Origin of the sequence: Sphingomonas albertensis (assembly GCF_014358075.1) — a bacterium.
Taxonomy (GTDB): Bacteria; Pseudomonadota; Alphaproteobacteria; order Sphingomonadales; family Sphingomonadaceae; genus Sphingomonas; species Sphingomonas albertensis.
Genome location: NZ_JACONT010000015.1, coordinates 1 through 18,945 on the forward strand (window position 1 = coordinate 1; position 18,945 = coordinate 18,945).

Sequence of the window (18,945 nt, forward strand, 5' to 3'; positions counted from 1 at the left end):
GAGAGGGTTGGGGTGAGGGGTAGTTCCGGGCGGTAGCGCTCGTGGCGCCCCTCACCCCGGCCCTCTCCCCGACGGGGAGAGGGAGCGGTGGCCTAAGCCGCCATCGTGAACGGTTCGAGGCCGGCGAGCTTGGTGCGCACTTCAGGCCGCGCCACCGCGCGCGGCTCGAGCCCGCGCACCCCATCGGCCATCGCCTTGATGTGCGCCGGCGTCGACCCGCAGCAGCCGCCGAGCACGTTGACCTGCTTGGCCACCGCCCACTCGCCGACCAGCCCCGCCGTCGTCTCCGGCTGCTCGTCATACTCGCCGAGTTCGTTGGGAAGCCCCGCGTTCGGATAGATCATGATCAGCGTATCCGCGATCGCCGATAGCGTCTTCACATGCGGCCTCAGCTGCTCCGCACCAAACGAGCAGTTCAGCCCGATTGTGATCGGCTTGGCATGCCGCACCGCGTGCCAGAACGCCTCGACCGTGTGCCCCGAGAGGTTACGCCCGCTGAGATCGGTCAGCGTCATCGACATCATGATCGGCACGTCGCGCCCGAGATCCTCGCCCGCCTCGATCGCCGCCATGATGCCTGCCTTGGCGTTGAGCGTATCGAACACCGTCTCGATCAGGATGAAGTCGACGCCGACCCCCTCGCCGCCTTCGAGCAGCGCATCGATCTGCTCGCGGTACACGCCCTTGAGGTAATCGAAGTCGATCTCGCGATAGCCGGGATCGTTGACGTCGGGAGACAGCGACAGCGTCTTGTTGGTCGGCCCGATCGCGCCGGCGACGAACCGCGGACGGCCGTCCTTCGCTTCGTATTCGGTCGCGAGTGCACGTGCGATCCGCGCGGATTCAACGTTGATCTCGCGGACCAGATGCTCTGCGCCGTAGTCTGCTTGGCTGATCACGTTTGCGCTGAACGTGTTGGTCGAGACGATGTCCGACCCGGCCTCCAGATATTCGCGCGTAATCGTCTCGGGGACTTCCGGCTTGGTGATAGCCAGGATGTCGTTGTTGCCCTTCTGGTCGTGGCTCAGGCCAAGAGTGCCCGCATAGGCCGCCTCGTCGAGCTTCCAGTTCTGGATCTCGGTCCCGAACGCGCCGTCGGTGATCAGGATGCGCTTGGCGGCTTCCGCGTTGAATCGTTCACGTGGTGTCATCGTATTCACTCCCCCCTCCCGCAAGCGGGAGGGGTCGGGGGTGGGCGCCCGATATCCTCGGGCGGTATCGTCGGAGGTGAGCGCGAGCCCACCCCCAGCCCCTCCCGCATGCGGGAGGGGAGCAGAAATCAGGCCGCGGCGACCTTTGTCGCAGGTTTCGCGCGCACACCGAGCATGTGGCAGATCGCGTACGCCAGCTCCGCGCGGTTGAGCGTGTAGAAGTGGAAATCCTTCACGCCACCAGCATACAACCGCCGGCACATCTCGGCCGCGATCGTCGCCGCAACGAGCTGCCGCGCCGAGGGATGATCGTCGAGCCCCTCGAACAACCGGTCCATCCACGCCGGGATCTCGGCCCCGCACAGTCCCGCGAACTTCCGCGTCTGCGCGACGTTCGACACCGGCAGGATACCCGGCAGGATCTGCGCGGTAATCCCTGCCGCCGCGACCCGGTCGCGAAACCGGAAATACGCTTCGGGCGAGAAGAAGAACTGCGTGATCGCGCGGCTCGCACCGGCATCGATCTTGCGCTTGAGGTTGTCGATGTCAGCGTCGTGACCGCCCGATTCCGGATGGCACTCGGGATACGCCGCGACCGAGATCTCGAACGGGTGCAGTTTCCGCAAGCCAGCGACTAGGGCCGCCGCGTTCTCATACCCGCCCGGATGCGCCTGATAGGGCTGACCCAAGGTTGGCATGTCGCCGCGCAACGCGACGATATGGCGTACACCCGCAGCCCAATATTCTTCCGCGACCTGGTCGATCTCGGCCTTGGTCGCCTCGACGCAAGTCAGATGCGCGGCGGCGTTCATCGACGTCTCGCGCTGGATCCGCGCCACTGTCGCGTGCGTGCGCTCGCGCGTGGACCCGCCAGCGCCGTACGTCACCGACACGAAGTCCGGGCCGAGCGGCTCCAGCGTGCGGATCGCCTCCCAGAGCTGCGTCTCCATCTTCTCGCTTTTGGGGGGGAAGAATTCGAAGCTGATGCCCACATCACCCGCAAGATCCGCGAAGAGCGGTTCTTCGAGCGCGCGGCGCGCTTCGGTCGGGTTGGGGGCCAATTGGGAAATCGAAGAATTCGTCATGCCGCCTTCACCTCACGCAAGCTCGCGCCGATCTTTCGGCCGAGCCATAATTTCACCGTCAACTCGCCGCCCTCAAGCGTTTCCACGCGCGCGGTCTGCAAGCCCGCCGCCTCGAACCACGCCGCCATCTGCTCGTCCGCGAACCCGAGCCGCGTATGCGCATCGCGCACCCGCAATTCCTCACGGTCGTGGCTGGCAAAGTCTGCGATCAGCAACCGCCCACGCGGTGCGAGCACGCGTGCCGCCTCGCTCACCGCAGCGCCGGGCTGCTGCGCGAAATGGAGCACATGATGCAGGATCGCGACGTCCGCCGCCGCATCCGCCATCGGCAGCGCGTACAGGTCTGCCTGACGCAACTCCGCGTGCGTCATGTCGTGCAGCTTGGCGCGTGCGAGCCGCAGCATCTCCGAACTGCGATCGATCCCGAGCGCGACCGAGGCCCGCCCGCCGAACAGTTCGAGCATCCGCCCGGTGCCGGTACCGATGTCGATCAGCGTCCCGATCGGCGCGTCGCCCAGTACCGCGGCCATCGCCGTCTCGACCTCACTATCGGCGACATGCAGCGACCGGATCGCGTCCCATTCGTCGGCATGCCCCTCGAACCACGCCGCCGCCGAGGCCGCCCGGTCCGCGCGCACCGCCGCGAGCCGCGCCGCATCCGCGACCGCCCAGTGATCCGGCTCGGTCTTCGCCCACGCATCGAGCGCCCCGGCGACCGGCTCGACTACGTCGGGCGCGCCCAGCGCGACGAACACCCAGCTTCCCTCCTTGCGACGTTCGGCCAGCCCGGCGTCGCACAAGATTTTTACGTGCCGCGACACCCGCGGCTGGCTCTGACCAAGCACCTGCGCGAGTTCGCCGACCGACAGCTCCATCCGCCGCAACAGCGCAAGGATCCGCAACCGCGTCGCGTCCGCCAAAGCACGGAAGATTTCGAGCGCCATCGTCATGACAGTTCATATAAAGATTTCTTTATATGAGGTCAACGCAGGTGTGAGCGTCTTCGACTTCCGCCATAAGTCTCTGCGACTTATCGCATCGCGCACGATCGTGACGGATCGGAAACGCTTTATCCGCGTTCGATTGCGCTATGGGCCTGGCATTCGCTGGTCCACAAGACGATATCCACGGGAGTGCATACGCATGAAGAAGTTACTGATCCCCGCCCTGGCGCTCACCGCCGGTCTCGCAGCCTGCAGCAACAATGCGCAGGACCAGACGGCCCAGGCCGCCAACGCGATCGCCGCAGACGCGAGCGCGACCACCGAGAACGCCGTCGACGACGTCAGCGCCGCCAGCGATCGTGCATTGGGTTCGGCCGAGCGCTCGCTCGATAACGCCGGTGCGAAGCTCGACAACGCCACCGACAATCTCGACGTCAACGCCGACCGCGCCGGTGACCGGATCGAAGCCGGCGCAGACCGCGCAGGCGCCTCGATCGCCAACGGTGCCGACCGCGCCGCCGACGCCACCGGCAACGCGCTGACCCGCGCCGGCAACGCGATCAAGGACTAAGCCGTGCCAAGGCGCCCCCACCTCCCCGTCATCCCAGCGGACGCTGGGATCTCCCGGTTCGGGTCACGACGACCTACACGGAAAGATACCAGCTTTCGCTGGCATGCCGGTGTGATGGTGGGGGCCCTGTTTGCTGTTTCCACGCTCGCGGCCTGCTCGCCGGCCAGCGAACCCGGCGCCGTTACCGCCGACGAAGCGCACCAGTTGAACGAAGCCGCCGCGATGCTCGATGCGAACAGCGTCGACCTGAACGCGGTCGCTGCCGCTCCTGGCGATACAGAACTACCCTCGAATCCCGAACTACCCTCGAATCAAAGCGATCAGACTCGATGACCCTTCGCCGCCTCGGCTCGACCGATTTGAAGATCGCCCCCCTGGTCCTCGGCGGCAACGTGTTCGGCTGGACCGCCGACCGCGCCGCCAGCTTCGCCGTACTCGACGCGTTCGTCGCGGGTGGCGGTACGATGATCGACACCGCCGACGTCTATTCGGCGTGGGTCGATGGCCACAAGGGCGGCGAGTCCGAGGCGATGATCGGCGACTGGCTGAAGGCCAGCGGCAAGCGCGACGAAGTGCTGATCGCGACCAAGGTCGGCATGCTCCCCGGCGAGGGCGGCGAGAAGCTCGCCCCCGCACGCATCGCGGCTGCCGCCGAAGCCTCGCTCAAGCGTCTCGGCACCGATCGCATCGACCTCTATTACGCGCATCAGGATGACGAGGACGTACCGCAGGACGCCGTTCTCGAAGGGTTCGGCAAGCTCGTCGATGCGGGTAAAGTCCGCGTCATCGGCGCGTCCAACTTCCATGCCGCACGCCTGAAATCCGCCGTCGATGCTGCCAAGGCCGACGACCTGCCGCGCTACCATGTCCTCCAGCCCGAATATAACCTCGTCAGCCGCACCAAGTTCGAGGGCGAATTGCAGGATTACTGCGTCACCGAGAACATCGGCGTGTTGCCCTATTATGGCCTCGCCTCAGGGTTCCTGACCGGCAAGTACCGCACCAAGGACGATCTCGGGCAGAGCGTCCGCGGGGGTCGGATGGGCGAACTGCTCGAAGGCAAGGGCAAGGCCGTTCTCGACGCGATGGACTCGGTGGTCGAGGCTACCGGCGCGACGCATGCGCAGGTGGCGCTCGCTTGGTTGATCGCGCAGCCGGGCGTGACCGCGCCGATCGCCAGCGCCACCAGCGTGAAGCAGATCGAGGATTTGCTGCCGGCGATGACGCTGGAATTGTCGAAGGATCAGCTCGACGCGTTGACGGACGCAGGCGCCTAAGCCTTAATCCTCCCCCGCCAGGGGGAGGTGTCTGGCACTTGCCAGACGGAGGGGGAGGAAAAGGTAACCCCTGTTCCGTATCCTCCCCCTCCGTCACCTTCGGTGCCACCTCCCCCTTACGGGGGAGGATCGGTTTTTGGGGTCGACCTGTCTCTAATCACCCGCGAACGTTAGCGCCGAGGTTCGGCGCTCCCGCTCGTTAATCAGCAGTGCGCGGCCCGCCGGTGCGATCGAGCGTTGTGGGCAGTCGTTGCGGAAGCAGGCGCGGCAACCCAGGCCGATCGGCATGGCCCTTCCCGCCAGATCGAAACCGCTCGCTGCCGCCAGCACGCCGGCCTGCGACGCCGCCACGCCCAGGCCGATCGCGAACTCGGCATGGACTGCGCCGAAGCGACTGCCCTGCGGCGTCACCGTCCGCGCCATCGTCAGCCAGCGCGCGCCGTCCTCCAGTTCCACGAGTTGGACCATCAGGCTGCCAGGCCGGTCGAATGCGTGATGCAGCCGCCATAGCGGACAGCGCCCGTCAGCCTCGACCAGCGCCGCGCCGCTTGCGCCGGGATAGCGCTTCGACGCCTGCCCCGCGCGATCGATCCGAATCATGAAGAACGGGAGCCCGCGCGCGCCAACCCGCTGCAACGTCGTCAAGCGGTGCGCGACCTGTTCGAAGCCTGCGCCGAACCGGCGTTGCAGCAACTCGATGTCGTACCCGGTCGTCTCGCACCCCCGCAGGAACCGGGCGTACGGCATCATCAGCGCGGCGGCGAAATAGCCGAGCAGGTGGCGGCGATAGAGCCGTTCCGCCGCGCGATCGGTAAAGCCTGCGCCCTTCGCCAGCGCATCGATCTCCGCCTTCGCCTCGATCTGGCCGAGTTGAAAGGCGACCGCGAACGTCCGTGACGCGGGGTCGAGCATCTCGCTCAGCTGCAACTGGCGCGCGTGGAGGTCGAGCCGGCGCAGCATGTCCGGCAGCACGTCGGCCGGCAGCACGCGGATCGTCAGGCCGTGTTTCGCGCGCAGCCGCTCGGCGATCGCGCCGTACAAGTCGCCCGCACCGAGCCGCAACTCGTCCGCCAGTGCCTCGGCTGCCGCGTCGAGATCGGCGAAGTGATTGCGCCATCGCTCGATCTCGCGGCGCACGAGCGTCACCGGATCGTCGCCCGCCTCGACCACCTCTCCCCCACCGATCCGGTCGAACACGCGCGCAAACGCCGCTGCACCACCGGGCGCGCTGGCGAGCCATTCCTCGACCTCGTTGCGGTCGATCTCAAGGTCGGCGAACATCGGGTCCGCCAGCCGCCGCCGGATCGCCTCCGCGCCGCCGCCGGGCTCGGCCGCGGTGAGCGAGCGCGGATCGAAGTCGAAGCTCTCCGCCAGCTTGATCAACAGCGTCGCCGACACCGGGCGCTGGTTGCGCTCGACGAGATTCAGATAGCTCGGGCTGATCGCCAGCATGTCGGCCATCGCCGCCTGCGTCAGCCCAGCGCCACGCCGCAGACGACGGATCGCATGCCCTGCCAGCAATTTCCGTTCCGCCATCGCAAATCCTCCTGTCACGATCTTTACAGAGCGACAGCCGAGATACAAGGACGGCGGACACCGCGACGCTGGCGTAACGCGGTCGTGCCTTCCAACACGACGGTCTTGTTCGCTATTGAATGTGCATCGCCTCTCTCGACACCCAGCCGATGTAAAGAGAGAGACAAGACTAGCCATCGAAGGAGGCAAGCCATGCAGACCACCACCGAACAACCCCGCGCCCGCGCCGTCTTCTCGACCAACGATTTCGCGCTGATGAAGGAAGTGCTCGGCGAGATGATCAGCAAGACCTCGATCGACGACGCGCGGCTGATGCGGATGAGTGCGCTGTACCACCGCCTCGGCCGGCTCGGCTGACACGATTTTCGCAGTTTCCTGGGGAGGAAAGGATCTCGCCGGTGGTTCGTCCACCGGCGGGTATTCCTGTTTTTGGGAGGAACAGGATCCGGACTTTGCCCCCCTTCCTGGCAGGGAGGGGTTGGGGGTGGGTTGGCCCGTTTGTGTCGTGCCGGTTCGATTAATGCGGAAACCGACCCACCCCCGGCCCCTCCCTTCCAGAGAGGGGGGAAGGGAGACTTGCGTCGGAATTCCGCCCCTTTCCAACTGCATCCCCTCGTGTAGGACGGCGGGATGGCCAAGACACTGACCGCTCGCATCAAGGACGACATCGTCCTGTATGGCGCCCTCGCCGCCAATCTCGGGATCGGCGTTGCGAAATTCGTCGCGGCCGGGATGACCGGGTCGTCGTCGATGCTGACCGAGGGCTTCCACTCGGTGGTCGACAGCGGCAACCAGGTGCTCCTGCTCTACGGCCAGCGCAAGGCCAAGCGCCCCGCCGACGAGGCGCACCCGTTCGGTTACGGTCGCGAACTGTATTTCTGGGCGTTCGTGGTCGCGATCCTGATCTTCGCGATCGGCGCGGGCGTGTCGATCTTCGAGGGCTGGCGGCACATCCAGGACCCCGAGCCGCTGACGAGCCCGACGATCAACTATGTCGTGCTGGCGATCTCGTTCGCGCTGGAGGGCAGCAGCTGGACGATCGCGGTGCGGGAATTCTCGAAGACCAAGGGCGACATGGGCTGGTGGTCGGCGATCCACCGGTCGAAGGACCCCGCCGGCTTCATCGTCCTGTTTGAGGATTCCGCGGCGCTGGCGGGTCTGGTGATCGCCGGGGTCGGCATCTGGGCAAGTCACGCGTTCGACGATCCGCGCATCGACGGGGCCGCGTCGATCGCGATCGGGCTGATCCTGGCGCTGGTCGCGGTGCTGCTCGCGCGCGAGTCGAAGGGCCTGCTGATCGGCGAGCGCGCCGACCCGGCGGTGATCGCCACGATCCACAAGATCGTTGCGGCGCATCCTGCGATCGTCTCGGTCAACCATGTCCGCACGGTCCATGCCGCGCCCGACAGCATCTTCGCCGCGATCAGCGCGGACTTCGACGATGCGGTGACGATGGGCGACGGCGAGACGATGATCGAGGCGATGGAGACCGAACTGCGCGCCGCCGTACCGACGCTGTCGTCGATCTATATCCGGCCCGAGAAGCGCGAGAACGCGACGCTTGCCCCGGCGCCAGCCTCCGGCGGCGGCGAAACTACCACGCAGCGCTGATCTAAATCGGACGCATGCCTCTGGTAAGGCTGGAGATTCGGCGATAGCCTCGGCCGATGAAGCCGCTGCTACGCCTGATCGCCCTGTTCTGCCTTTGCGTCGGATACGCGCTGCCGGCGCAGGCTGCGGTCACGATCACGTTCTGGAGCCATGAACTCGGCAACAGTTTCCCGCACGCGTTCTTCACCTTGCGCGGGGTGCCCGATGCAGGCGGCGCGCCGGTCGACACGAATGCAGGCTTCACGGCGAAATCGGTATCGCCCGCGCTGTTGATGGGACCGGTCGCGGGCAAGCTCGACATCGCCAGGCCGAGCTATGTCGCAAGCAGCGACGCGCAATTCTCGGTGGTGATGACCGACGCGCAATATGTCGCCGTGTTGCGGCTGGTCGACGCATGGAGCGAGGGAAAGCCCGACAGCGTGTACCGCCTGGGCGACCATAATTGCGTTCACTTCGTCAAGGAAGCCGCGCGCCTGGTGGGGCTGTCCGCGCTCGATCAGCCCGGGTTGATGAAGAAACCGCGCTCGTATCTGAAGGCGGTGCTGGCCGGTAACGCCGGTCGCGTCACGCCGATCGAGATGCACGGCAGGCAGTATCTCGCGAGCCTCGACCCGATCGAGTCGCCCGGCGTAGCCCTCGCGACGGAAGCGGCCGCATCCGGCATGGTGACGACGACCGTTCCGGGACCCCTGCCCGCCGCCCGCTAGGCCGCGGGGACCAGCTCGACCACGTCGAGGAGCGATTCGAACCGCGGATAGGGCAGCACCACGCGCCAGCGCTGCGGGGCGATCCGCTCGATCAGCCCGGCCATGTCGCGGTTGGCGTCGCGACCATAGCGCATCGGCCGCGTCTCGTCGCCGAGCTCCATCGTGCCCAGGAAGATCGCCCGCGCATTGGTGTCGGCGAAGACCGAGCCGACCGGGCGCTGCGATCCGTCGAGCTTGACGAGGCTGACCACGCGCTCGCCATCGTCCTCGCTCGTGCCGATCCGGCAGGCGAACCAGCCCGAGGCCGTGAACGTCGGGCCGATGCCCGCGCGGGCGCCGAGCTTGTACGTGCGACACCGATACGGGGCCGCGGGTGGCAACGGGTCGACCAGCGAACGGTCGGGGTCGAACAGCACCGGATCGCGCGCGACCTCCTTCGGATCGACCTGCGCGAGCGCGGCGACCCAAGCGCCACGCCAGCCGCGCAGTCGCGCGCGATCCGCTGGGGTGGCTACCCGCCGCCAATCCAGGTTGGACCGCGCGGCGCCGGCGCTCCCGACACCGACCACGGTCGATCCACAGGCCACGACCATCATGCACGCGGCAGTTCCGAACCAGGTTCGCATCGTCTCGTGTCCCGTTGGCCTGCGCCAAGGTAAGCGCGTATCGCCTTGAACAGCAATGGTTTTCCGGGCGGCGGCGCGCCGATCGGTCACGCCGCCGTCCAGCCGCCATCCATCGACAGGTTCGCGCCGGTAATCGCCTTGGCCTCGTCGCGACACAGGAACAGCGCGAACGCCGCAACCTGCTCCGGCGTCACGAATTCCTTGGTCGGTTGCGCGGCGAGCAGCACGTCGTTCATCACCTGATCGCGTGTCATCCCCCGCGCCGCCATCGTGTCGGGGATCTGGTTCTCGACCAGCGGGGTCCAGACATAGCCGGGCGAGATGCAGTTGACGGTGATGCCATCGGTCGCGGTCTCCAGCGCAATGGTCTTGGTGAGCCCGGCGATCGCATGCTTGGCCATGACATAGGCGGACTTGTTGGGACTCGCGACGAGCGAGTGCGCCGACGCAGTCGAGATGATCCGGCCCCAGCCCTTCGCGCGCATGTGCGGCACCGCGGCGCGCATCATGTGCCACGCCGAGGACAGGTTGATCGCGATGATCGCGTCGAACTTGTCGATCGGAAAGTCGGCGATCCCCGCGACGTGCTGGATGCCCGCGTTGTTGACGACGATGTCGACGCTGCCGGTCTCGGCGGCGGCCCGTGCGACCATCGCGGCAATCTCGTCGGGCTTCGTCATGTCGGCGGGATCGTAGAGCGCGGCGGCTCCGCTGGCCTGCGCGAGGGCGGCGCGTTCCCGCTCGATCGCGTCCGCGTCGCCGAAGCCATTGAGCACCACCGCGGCGCCCTCCGCCGCGAACGCCTTGGCGTAGGCCAAGCCGATCCCCGAGGTGGATCCGGTGATGACCGCGGTCTTGCCCTTCAGGAACATACGCACTCCCCCTATCGCTTTACGCAGCGGATTCGACCGCCGTGCAACTCTAGCGCCACCTTGCGCATTTCGTTCCCGAGAAGAAACGAAAAGGGGCATATTCATGCGGCTCGACGATTACGATCCGAACATCAACGTCGAGGACCAGCGCGGGTCGGGCGGCGGCGGCGGTTTCGGCGGGGGTGGTGGCGGCCTGCTGATGGGGCTGCTGCCGATGATCGGCAGCCGCTTTGGGTGCGGCGGGATTGTCGTGGTGCTGATCCTGATGGCGGTGTTCGGCGGCATGGGTGGCCTTGGCGGGCTGCTCGGTGGGGGGCAATCGTCCGCGCCGACCGCGCAGACCGGATCGCCGCGTGCCGGCACCGACACGACGTCGAGCTGCAATTTGACGCCCGAGAGCAAGGCTGCGTGCAACGCGTTCAGCTCGGCCGACAATACTTGGGAAGCGATCTTCGCGAAAAATGGCCAGCGCTTCGAGGCGCCCAAACTGGTGTTCTTCGACGGCAATGGCCGTTCGGGCTGCGGTGCCGCGCAGTCGGCGATGGGGCCGTTCTATTGCCCGACCGATCAGGGCATCTATCTCGACACGAGTTTCTTCAACGAGCTGTCGACCCGGTTCAAGGCTGAGGGCGACTTCGCGCAGGATTACGTGATCGCGCATGAGTTCGGTCATCACATCCAGAAGCTGCTCGGCACCAACGCGCAGGTTCAGCAGGCGCAGCGCCAGGCGAGCGAGACCGAGGGCAATGCGCTGTCGGTACGGCTGGAATTGCAGGCGGATTGCTATGCGGGCGTGTGGGCGGCAGCGAACCGGTCGCGGCTCGAGGCTGGTGATATCCAGGAGGGCATGACGGCGGCGCAGGCGATCGGCGACGACACGTTGCAGAAGGAATCGCAGGGGCGCGTGGTGCCCGACAGCTTCACGCATGGGACGTCGGCGCAGCGCCAGGCTTGGTTGAAGCGCGGGCTGGACAGTGGCGATCCCGCCCAGTGCGACACGTTCTCGGGCGCGATCTGAGCTGAGAGCCTGATCCTCCCCCGCCAGGGGGAGGTGTCACCGAAGGTGACGGAGGGGGGGACACGGGACAGCCGTTGTTCTTGCCTCCCCCTCCGTCTGGCAAGTGCCAGCCACCTCCCCCTGGCGGGGGAGGATTGAACAGTCCTTACCCGACCGTCACGCCCTTCCAGAACGCATACCGGTCCTTGATTTCGGCCGCCGCCGACTTCGGGTCCGGATAATACCAGACCGCATCGACGTTGCGCTTCCCGTCGACGACGAGCGTCTTGTAGCTAGCCACGCCCTTCCACGGGCAGTTCGAGTGCGTAGCGCTCTCCTCCAGCAACGTCGGGTCGATGCTGTCCGCGGGGAAATAGTGATTGCCCTCGACGACGACGGTATCGTCCGATCGTGCGATCTCGCGGCCATTCCATGTAGCGACAGGCATGTCAGTCTCCTTCAAGCGCGCCCTAACCCTGCCGCTTCATACCGCTCGGGCTTGAACCCGACCAGCAGCGTCTCACCGGTATCGAGGACCGGACGCTTGATCATCGAAGGCTGCGCCAGCATCAGCGCGGTGGCCTTCTCCGCATCGAGATCCGTCCGATCCGCCTCAGGCAGTTTCCGGAACGTGGTGCCGGCGCGGTTGAGGAGCACCTCCCAACCGACCCGCCCGATCCAATCGGTCAGGTGTGCCGTATCGATCCCGGCGGTCTTGTAGTCGTGGAACGCATACGCAACGGCGTGTTCGTCCAGCCACGCGCGCGCCTTCTTCATCGTGTCGCAATTCTTGATGCCGAACATCGTGATCGTCAAAATCGCCTCCCTGTCGCCGCGTGGTGCAAAGCTCGCCACCGGTTCGAACCGACCGGCGTCATACCGCGCCGTCCGCCTTCCCACCACCAGCGCGAGACCGTGCAAACCGGCCGCCGATCATGGATACGGCGACGGCGGGCACGGTCAGGATGCACAGGATCGTCGCGCCGACCATCAATAGCCCGCCGAAGCCGGTATTGACCCACATCACCGGCAACTGCGCAAACGTGACGATAACGCCGGCCAGCCAGCTCCGCCGCTGCAGCACAAAACCTGCCAGCGCCGATAACACTAGCGAACCGGGATACCAGATCCGCCAATAGCCATTTGCGTCCCAGGGTTCCTTCGCGCCTGAAAATCGGCTGACCAACTGCCAATACAGCAGGCCGACGAGCAGGAGCGTGAGGGGCTGGATCCATCGGGTGGTCATGCGCCTATCCTCTCACAGGACAGCGCACGGTGCCAATGCTCGCCTGGATCAAGCCGGTGGCGTGAGGCCGCGAGGCCGTTTATCGGTGCGTCATGACGCATCCATTCTACGCGATCCACACGCACGGGCTGATCCGGGTTGCCGCCGCTACGCCGCGCGCTTCGGTAGGAGATACCGGCGCAAACGCCGAAGCGACGATCGCCCTCGCGCGGGAGGCGGATGCGCGGGGCGTCGACCTCGTCGTGTTCCCGGAACTGAACATCACCTCCTATGCGATCGACGATCTGCACCTCCAGACCGCGCAGCAGCACGCGACGCTGGCGGCGATCGCGACGGTGGTCGAGGCGAGCGCGACCTTGCGGCCCGTGCTGCTGGTGGGGGCGGCGCTGGTGCGGAACGGGCGGCTGTATAATTGTGCGCTGGCGATCGCTCGGGGCGAAGTGCTCGGCGTAGTGCCGAAGACGTTCCTGCCCAATTACCGCGAATTCTACGAAAAGCGCTGGTTCGCGAGCGGCGCGGGACTGACCGGTTCGACGATCGACCTCGACGGTGAGGAGGTACCGTTCGGGACCGACTTGATCTTCGCGGCGCGCGACCTGCCCGGCTTCGTCTTCCATGCCGAGATCTGTGAGGATTACTGGGCCCCTACCCCGCCCTCGACCGCGGGAGCGCTCGCGGGCGCGCTGATCTGCTGCAACCTGTCGGCGTCGAACATCGTCATCGGCAAGGCGCGCGAGCGGGCGATGCTGGCGGCCTCGCAGTCCGCGCGGGCGATGTGCGCCTATGTCTATTCCGCCGCAGGCCCCGGCGAGAGCACGACCGAAGTCGCATGGGACGGTCAAGGGCTGATCCACGAACTCGGCGAGCAGATCGCGGAGTCGGCGCGGTTCTCGACCGAGCCGGAACTGGTGATCGCCGACGTCGACTGCGAGCGCATCACGCAGGACCGCCTGCGCAACGGCACGTTCAACGATGCGGTGGTGTTCGCTGGCAATCCCGAAACGCGCTTCCGGCGGATCGCGTTCGATCATGCGGCAGTGTTTGAAGATGAGAACGGCATCCAAGCCAACGATCCTCCCCCGCCAGGGGGAGGTGGCAGGCGCAGCCTGACGGAGGGGGAGGAAAGGGCAACCTCTGTTCCATGCCCTCCCCCTCCGTCGCCTACGGCGCCACCTCCCCCTGGCGGGGGAGGATCGGTTCGTCTCGAACGCAGTATCCGCCGCTTCCCCTTCGTGCCGAACGATCCGGCGCGGCGCGACGACGATTGCTACGAGGCGTTCAACATCCAGGTGGAGGCGCTGTCGAAGCGGCTCGTGTCCGCAAACGCCGAGACGATCGTGATCGGCGTATCGGGCGGCCTCGACTCGACCCACGCGCTGATCGTCGCGGCGAAGGCGATGGACCGGCTCGGGCGTCCCCGCAGCGCGATCCTCGGCTTCACGATGCCCGGTTTCGCGACCGGAGAAGGCACCAAGGCGAACGCGTGGGCGCTGATGCGTGCGCTCGGCATCACCGCCGAGGAGATCGACATCAGGCCGGCCGCGCGCCGTATGCTGGAGGATATCGGCCACCCCTTCAGCGATGGCGAACCCGTCTACGACATCACCTTCGAGAACGTGCAGGCTGGGCTACGCACCGATTACCTCTTCCGCCTCGCCAACCAGCGCCGCGGGATCGTGCTCGGCACGGGGGACCTCAGCGAGATGGCGCTCGGCTGGTGCACCTACGGCGTCGGCGACCAGATGAGCCATTATGCGGTCAACAGTGGCGTACCCAAGACGCTGATCCAGTTCCTGATCCGCTGGTGTATCCGCACGGACCAGTATGACGCCGCGACCGACGACATTCTGTCGACGATCCTCGCGCAGGAAATTTCGCCCGAGCTCGTGCCGGCCGGCGCGGACGGCGCGTTGCAGAGCACCGAGTCGATGATCGGGCCGTATGCGCTCAACGATTTCTTCGCGCATTACGTGATCCGCCATGGCCTCGCGCCGTCGAAGATCGCGTTTCTCGCCTGGCACGCATGGTGCGATGCGAGCGTCGGCGCGTGGCCGGAGGACCTGCCCGCCGATGCGCGCGTCGCCTATGATCTGCCGACGATCCGGCATTGGTTGGAAAAATTCCTGTTCCGATTCTTCACGACCAGCCAGTTCAAGCGGTCGGCGATGCCGAACGGGCCGAAGGTCTCGGCGGGCGGTGCACTGTCGCCGCGCGGCGATTGGCGTGCGCCATCGGACGGGATCGCGACGGTCTGGATCGAAGAATTGCGGTCAAGCGTTCCGTTGGGTTAGTTGCGCTGCCTTGCATAAATCGGCAGCCGGGCGCATTGTGAAAATCCTATGACAGTGGCTCCACCGGATGGATCGCGCGATCGCCGGATCGAGATCCCATCTAATCTTTGGCTGATTCACCCGGCGGGCCGTGCGCTTTTGCCGTTGGCGCTGGCGCGTGGAATTTCGGCCAATGCGGTGTCGGTGGCCGGGCTTTGTCTCGGCGGAGCTGCCGCGCTCGCCTATACGCAATGGGGCAATTGGGCGCTGGCGCTGGTCGGTCTGGTGCTGTCGATGGGGTGGCTGATCGCCGACGGACTCGACGGCATGGTCGCGCGCGCGACCAAGACCGCGAGCCCGCTCGGGCGGATGCTCGACGGGCTCTGCGATCACGGCGTCTTCGCGCTGATCTACACGTCGCTGGCGATCACGATCGACACGCCCGAGGGCTGGATCCTCGCCTTCGCCGCCGGTGGCGCGCATGCGGTGCAGTCGAACATGTACGAAGGCGAGCGCGCGCGCTTCCATCGCCGGATCAAGGGCGTTGCGCTCGAAGCGCCGCCTGTGCCTACTGGGAACGCGCTCGTCCGGTTCTACGACGGTGTCGCCAGCAGCATCGATCGGATTGCCATGCCGTTCGAACGGACGCTCGGCCAAGCGAGCGATCCGGTGGCCTTCGGCGCCAGTTACGGCACCCGCGCCGTCGCGCCATTGCGCTTGATGGCCTTGCTTACCGCGAATGTCAGAGTATGGGCGATCTTCGTCGCCTGCTTCGCGGGCAACCCACGCATCTTCTGGTGGTTCGAGATCGTCCCTTTGACGCTCGTGGCCATCGTCGGGCTCGTCTGGCACCGTCGTGTCGAACGCGCCTTCGTTCGTAGTACAACGCCGCCGCGACCAAAGACCGCGTCGCGCATGCATCTTTCGTAAGGAACAGGGTCAGTAATGAATAGCATTCGGATCGCCGTGGTCGGCATCGGCAACTGTGCGAGCTCGCTCGTGCAAGGCCTCGAGCACTACCGCGAGGGGGCAAACGACCAGGTCGGCCTGATGCATTTCGACATGGGTGGCTACAAGCCGAGCGACATCAAGGTCGTCGCGGCTTGGGACGTCGATCGTCGCAAGGTCGGCAAGGACGTCGCCGAGGCGATCTTCGCCAAGCCCAACTGCACCGCGGTGTTCGCACCCAATGTCGGCAACACCGGCACGATCGTAAAGATGGGCAAGAAGCTGGACGGCGTCGCCGACCACATGGCCGACTTCAAGGACGACCGCACGTTCCTCGTTTCGGACGCCGCCGAGCCGACCCGTGAAGAGGTCATCGCCGAGCTGAAGGCGTCGGGCGCCGACGTGCTGATGAACTACCTGCCGGTCGGATCGCAGGAAGCGACCGAATTCTACGCCGAATGCGCGATCGAAGCAGGCGTGGCGTTCGTCAACAACATCCCCGTCTTCATCGCTTCCAACCCGGTCTGGGCGAAGAAGTTCGAAGACGCGGGCGTCGCGATCATCGGTGACGACATCAAGGCGCAGCTCGGCGCGACGATCGTCCACCGCGTGCTGACCGACCTGTTCGCCAAGCGCGGCGTGAAGCTGGATCGCACCTACCAGCTCAACACCGGCGGCAACACCGACTTCCTCAACATGTCGAACCATCGCCGTCTCGAGTCGAAGAAGATCTCGAAGACCGAAGCCGTGCAGTCGGTCGCGGCCGAGCGCATGGACGACGACAACGTCCACATCGGTCCGTCGGACTATGTGCCCTGGCAGAACGACAACAAGGTCTGCTTCCTGCGCATGGAAGGCCAGCTGTTCGGTGGTGTGCCGATGAACATCGAGCTGCGCCTCTCGGTCGAGGACAGCCCCAACTCGGCGGGTGTCGCGATCGACATGATCCGCTGCGCCAAGATCGCCAAGGATCGCGGCATCGCCGGCGTGATCGACCCTGCGTCGGCCTATTTCTGCAAGCACCCGCGCACGCAGATGACCGACGATCTCGCGCAGATCGAAGTCGAGCGGTTCATCAAGGCTGCCTGACATGATCGAGACGCCCCGGATCCAAACGGCGATCATCCTCGCCGCCGGGGAAGGCAGCCGCCTTCGCACCTCCGCCCCGTACAAGCCGCTCTGTGCGGTGGCGGGGCGGCCGTTGATCGCTCACGCGCTCGAAGGGCTGGCTGAAGCCGGCTTCAAGCGCGCGATCGTGACGGTCAGCTATGGGCGCGAGGCGATCGAAGCGTATTTAGCGAGCCGGCGCTGGCCCCTTAAGGTCGAGACCGTGCTCGCCGATCACCGCGAGCCCAACGGCGTCTCGGTCCTCGCGGCGCGCGATGCGCTGGCCGGTGACGAAGCGGTGCTGGCGATGTGCGACCACCTCGTCAGCCCCGAACTCTACGCCCGCATGGCGAAAGCCGGGGCCGGCGGCGGCTTGCGCCTCGGTATCGACCGACGCCTCGGCCATGACTGGGTCGACCCGGAGGACGTGACCTGCGTCGCGACCGAAGGCGACCGGATCGTCGCGATCGGCAAGGGCCTCGAACCGCACGACTGCTACGACACCGGCGTTTTCGCGATCGGACCTGCGCTGTCGGACGCATTAGCCTCGCTGGCGAGCCCCTCCCTCACCGAAGGCGTCCGCCTGCTGGCCGCGGAAGGTCTCGCACGGGTCGTGGATTGCAGCGACATCGACTGGATCGACGTCGACGACGCCCCCGCGCTGGCGAAGGCGGAGGCTTGGATGGCGACCAAAGCCGACGCGGTAGCGGCGTAAGCCATTGTTCTCCTGCGAACGCAGGAGCCTAGGATACCAACCGAAACGCTCCTGACCCTGGACTCCTGCGTTCGCAGGAGAACTGAAGCTAGCCTGCTGCCTCGACCCGTGGATCGGGCACTTCGAGCGTCGCGCATGTTCCGACCGCGGCGTTCTCGATCGTCACGGTCCCGCGGAGCTGGCGCGCGAGGCTGCCGATCATCCGCATCCCGAGGCTCTTGCGCGACGCTGCCTTGAGGTCGAAGTCCGCCGGCAATCCGCCGCCTTCATCGGACACGGTCAACACGATCCGCCCGTCCGCGCTGCGTACCGAGACCAAGATCACGCCGCCATCCTCGCCATAGGCATATTTGATCGCGTTGGTGACGAGCTCAGTGACCAGCAACCCGACCGGGATGGCGACGTCCGCGCTGATCATGATCGGCTCGATATCGCAGTCGATCCGGTGGTTGAGCGACTGCTCGCCCAGCCCCGTCGCGATCCCGCAGACCAGATCGTTAAGCGCGACGATGCCGACCTGATCGCCGCGCCACAGCTGGTCGTGGGTCTGTGCGATCGCCGTGATCCGCGCCTGCGCATCGCCCAAAAGCCGCCGAATCCGCGGATCGTCGTCTTCCTGCATCTGCAGGTTGAGCATCGCCGACACGAGCGCCAGACTGTTCTTCACGCGGTGGCTGGCCTCACGTGTGAGAAGCTCCTGGTGCTCCATCGCCTCGCTCAGCCGCTGCTCTGCCTGCTGCCGTTCGATCGCCACGCCGATGAGATTCGCAAACCCCTGCATGAACGCGAAGTCGGCGGGTTCAAACTGGCCTTCGTCGGGGCTGTCGACCTCGAGCACGCCAAAGCGTTTGCCCGACGTCTCGACCAATACGTTGATCGCGCGCCGGATCTTGTGGCGCGCCATGAACTCCGGCGTGCGAAACCGCTGCTCGTTGCCGAGATGGTTCGAGATCACCGGCTCGCCGGTCTCCAGTGCGAACCCGGCGGGCGAACCGAGATCGGTCCGCATCTCCGTCGACCCGACCACCCCCGGCTCCCAGCCGATCCCAGCGCGCACCAGCAGGCTGTCCTGCTCGGGGCGATATTCAAGGAACTTGCAGTATTTCGAGCGCATGCCCTCGCCGCACAGCTCGGTCGCGCGCTGCAGCATGGGATCCAGGTCCCGCGCGCGCAGTGCCTCGATCCCGAAATCGGCCAGGATAGACTGCTGGCGAAGACGATATTCGAGTTCGCCAGCAGCGGGAGCGTTGGTACCGCCCGGGGGGTGTTCGACGACCGGCAT

General features: G+C 66.1%; 21 protein-coding genes. 11 read left to right on the forward strand and 10 right to left on the reverse strand.

The genetic code is table 11. The features are described from left to right. Window positions 1–92: 92 nt before the first annotated feature. The 3 genes from H8S47_RS08375 to H8S47_RS08385 form a co-directional block, all read right to left on the reverse strand. Window positions 93–1,151: a homocysteine S-methyltransferase family protein gene (locus tag H8S47_RS08375; RefSeq protein ID WP_187503441.1), complete on the reverse strand. Its 1,059-nt coding sequence runs from the start codon at window positions 1,149–1,151 to the stop codon at window positions 93–95. 128 nt (window positions 1,152–1,279) lie between these two features. Further along, window positions 1,280–2,236, reverse strand: a complete 957-nt coding sequence (metF, locus tag H8S47_RS08380; RefSeq protein ID WP_187503442.1) for a methylenetetrahydrofolate reductase — start codon at window positions 2,234–2,236, stop codon at window positions 1,280–1,282. Beyond that, window positions 2,233–3,186 carry an ArsR/SmtB family transcription factor gene (locus tag H8S47_RS08385; protein ID WP_187503443.1) on the reverse strand — a complete coding sequence of 318 codons (954 nt, stop codon included), beginning with the start codon at window positions 3,184–3,186 and terminating at the stop codon, window positions 2,233–2,235. The genes metF and H8S47_RS08385 overlap by 4 nt, the downstream gene beginning before the upstream one ends. 193 nt (window positions 3,187–3,379) lie before the next feature. On the opposite strand from H8S47_RS08385, the gene H8S47_RS08390 reads away from it, so the two are divergent. The 3 genes from H8S47_RS08390 to H8S47_RS08400 all read left to right on the forward strand — a co-directional run bounded on the left by H8S47_RS08390 (window position 3,380) and on the right by H8S47_RS08400 (window position 5,028). After that, the gene (locus H8S47_RS08390; protein ID WP_187503444.1) at window positions 3,380–3,751 is read left to right on the forward strand and encodes a hypothetical protein; all 372 of its coding nucleotides are present in this window, start codon (window positions 3,380–3,382) and stop codon (window positions 3,749–3,751) included. 114 nt (window positions 3,752–3,865) lie between these two features. After that, window positions 3,866–4,084, forward strand: a complete 219-nt coding sequence (locus H8S47_RS08395; protein WP_187503445.1) for a hypothetical protein — start codon at window positions 3,866–3,868, stop codon at window positions 4,082–4,084. Then, a complete protein-coding gene (locus tag H8S47_RS08400) occupies window positions 4,081–5,028 on the forward strand; it encodes an aldo/keto reductase (protein WP_187503446.1) in 948 nt (315 codons plus the stop codon). Before H8S47_RS08395 ends, H8S47_RS08400 begins: the two co-directional genes overlap by 4 nt. A gap of 153 nt (window positions 5,029–5,181) precedes the next feature. Here the strand turns inward: H8S47_RS08400 and H8S47_RS08405 are convergent, their stop codons facing one another. Then, window positions 5,182–6,564: a helix-turn-helix domain-containing protein gene (locus H8S47_RS08405; RefSeq protein ID WP_187503447.1), complete on the reverse strand. Its 1,383-nt coding sequence runs from the start codon at window positions 6,562–6,564 to the stop codon at window positions 5,182–5,184. A 192-nt stretch (window positions 6,565–6,756) separates the two neighbouring features. On the opposite strand from H8S47_RS08405, the gene H8S47_RS08410 reads away from it, so the two are divergent. From H8S47_RS08410 to H8S47_RS08420, 3 genes are all read left to right on the forward strand, one after another. Further along, entirely contained in the window at window positions 6,757–6,921 is a 165-nt protein-coding gene (locus tag H8S47_RS08410) for a hypothetical protein (protein WP_167398800.1), read from the forward strand. Between the two features lie 273 nt (window positions 6,922–7,194). Then, on the forward strand, window positions 7,195–8,175 hold the full coding sequence (locus tag H8S47_RS08415) for a cation diffusion facilitator family transporter (RefSeq protein WP_187503448.1): 981 nt from the start codon (window positions 7,195–7,197) through the stop codon (window positions 8,173–8,175). A gap of 56 nt (window positions 8,176–8,231) precedes the next feature. Next, complete coding sequence (locus H8S47_RS08420) at window positions 8,232–8,882, forward strand: nuclear transport factor 2 family protein (RefSeq protein ID WP_187503449.1); 651 nt, start codon at window positions 8,232–8,234, stop codon at window positions 8,880–8,882. Here H8S47_RS08420 and H8S47_RS08425 read toward each other — a convergent pair. Both H8S47_RS08425 and H8S47_RS08430 read right to left on the reverse strand, forming a co-directional pair. Then, window positions 8,879–9,508 carry a DUF4893 domain-containing protein gene (locus H8S47_RS08425; RefSeq protein ID WP_187503450.1) on the reverse strand — a complete coding sequence of 210 codons (630 nt, stop codon included), beginning with the start codon at window positions 9,506–9,508 and terminating at the stop codon, window positions 8,879–8,881. The genes H8S47_RS08420 and H8S47_RS08425 overlap by 4 nt on opposite strands. A gap of 86 nt (window positions 9,509–9,594) precedes the next feature. After that, window positions 9,595–10,380, reverse strand: coding sequence for a 3-hydroxybutyrate dehydrogenase (locus H8S47_RS08430; RefSeq protein WP_187503505.1), 786 nt, complete (start codon window positions 10,378–10,380; stop codon window positions 9,595–9,597). 103 nt (window positions 10,381–10,483) lie between these two features. Here H8S47_RS08430 and ypfJ point away from each other — a divergent pair, with 103 nt between their 5' ends. Beyond that, complete coding sequence (gene ypfJ / locus H8S47_RS08435; protein ID WP_187503451.1) at window positions 10,484–11,398, forward strand: KPN_02809 family neutral zinc metallopeptidase; 915 nt, start codon at window positions 10,484–10,486, stop codon at window positions 11,396–11,398. 145 nt (window positions 11,399–11,543) lie between these two features. Here ypfJ and H8S47_RS08440 read toward each other — a convergent pair whose 3' ends face one another. Genes H8S47_RS08440 through H8S47_RS08450 form a run of 3 tightly spaced genes read right to left on the reverse strand, consistent with a single transcriptional unit; the run spans window position 11,544 to window position 12,623 of the window. Next, window positions 11,544–11,825, reverse strand: coding sequence for a DUF427 domain-containing protein (locus H8S47_RS08440; protein ID WP_187503452.1), 282 nt, complete (start codon window positions 11,823–11,825; stop codon window positions 11,544–11,546). 11 nt (window positions 11,826–11,836) lie between these two features. Then, window positions 11,837–12,193, reverse strand: a complete 357-nt coding sequence (locus tag H8S47_RS08445; RefSeq protein WP_187503453.1) for an ArsC family reductase — start codon at window positions 12,191–12,193, stop codon at window positions 11,837–11,839. A 58-nt stretch (window positions 12,194–12,251) separates the two neighbouring features. After that, window positions 12,252–12,623 carry a hypothetical protein gene (locus H8S47_RS08450; RefSeq protein WP_187503454.1) on the reverse strand — a complete coding sequence of 124 codons (372 nt, stop codon included), beginning with the start codon at window positions 12,621–12,623 and terminating at the stop codon, window positions 12,252–12,254. 92 nt (window positions 12,624–12,715) lie between these two features. Here H8S47_RS08450 and H8S47_RS08455 point away from each other — a divergent pair, with 92 nt between their 5' ends. From H8S47_RS08455 to H8S47_RS08470, 4 genes are read left to right on the forward strand one after another with little or no spacing between them, the layout of a single operon-like run. After that, complete coding sequence (locus tag H8S47_RS08455; RefSeq protein ID WP_187503455.1) at window positions 12,716–14,914, forward strand: NAD(+) synthase; 2,199 nt, start codon at window positions 12,716–12,718, stop codon at window positions 14,912–14,914. 48 nt (window positions 14,915–14,962) lie between these two features. Next, the gene (locus tag H8S47_RS08460) at window positions 14,963–15,823 is read left to right on the forward strand and encodes a CDP-alcohol phosphatidyltransferase family protein (RefSeq protein WP_187503456.1); all 861 of its coding nucleotides are present in this window, start codon (window positions 14,963–14,965) and stop codon (window positions 15,821–15,823) included. 15 nt (window positions 15,824–15,838) lie between these two features. After that, on the forward strand, window positions 15,839–16,930 hold the full coding sequence (locus H8S47_RS08465) for an inositol-3-phosphate synthase (RefSeq protein WP_056050788.1): 1,092 nt from the start codon (window positions 15,839–15,841) through the stop codon (window positions 16,928–16,930). Between the two features lies 1 nt (window position 16,931). After that, the gene (locus tag H8S47_RS08470; protein WP_187503457.1) at window positions 16,932–17,663 is read left to right on the forward strand and encodes a phosphocholine cytidylyltransferase family protein; all 732 of its coding nucleotides are present in this window, start codon (window positions 16,932–16,934) and stop codon (window positions 17,661–17,663) included. An 88-nt stretch (window positions 17,664–17,751) separates the two neighbouring features. On the opposite strand, the gene H8S47_RS08475 is transcribed toward H8S47_RS08470, so the two are convergent. Next, window positions 17,752–18,945, reverse strand: coding sequence for a sensor histidine kinase (locus H8S47_RS08475; RefSeq protein ID WP_187503458.1), 1,194 nt, complete (start codon window positions 18,943–18,945; stop codon window positions 17,752–17,754).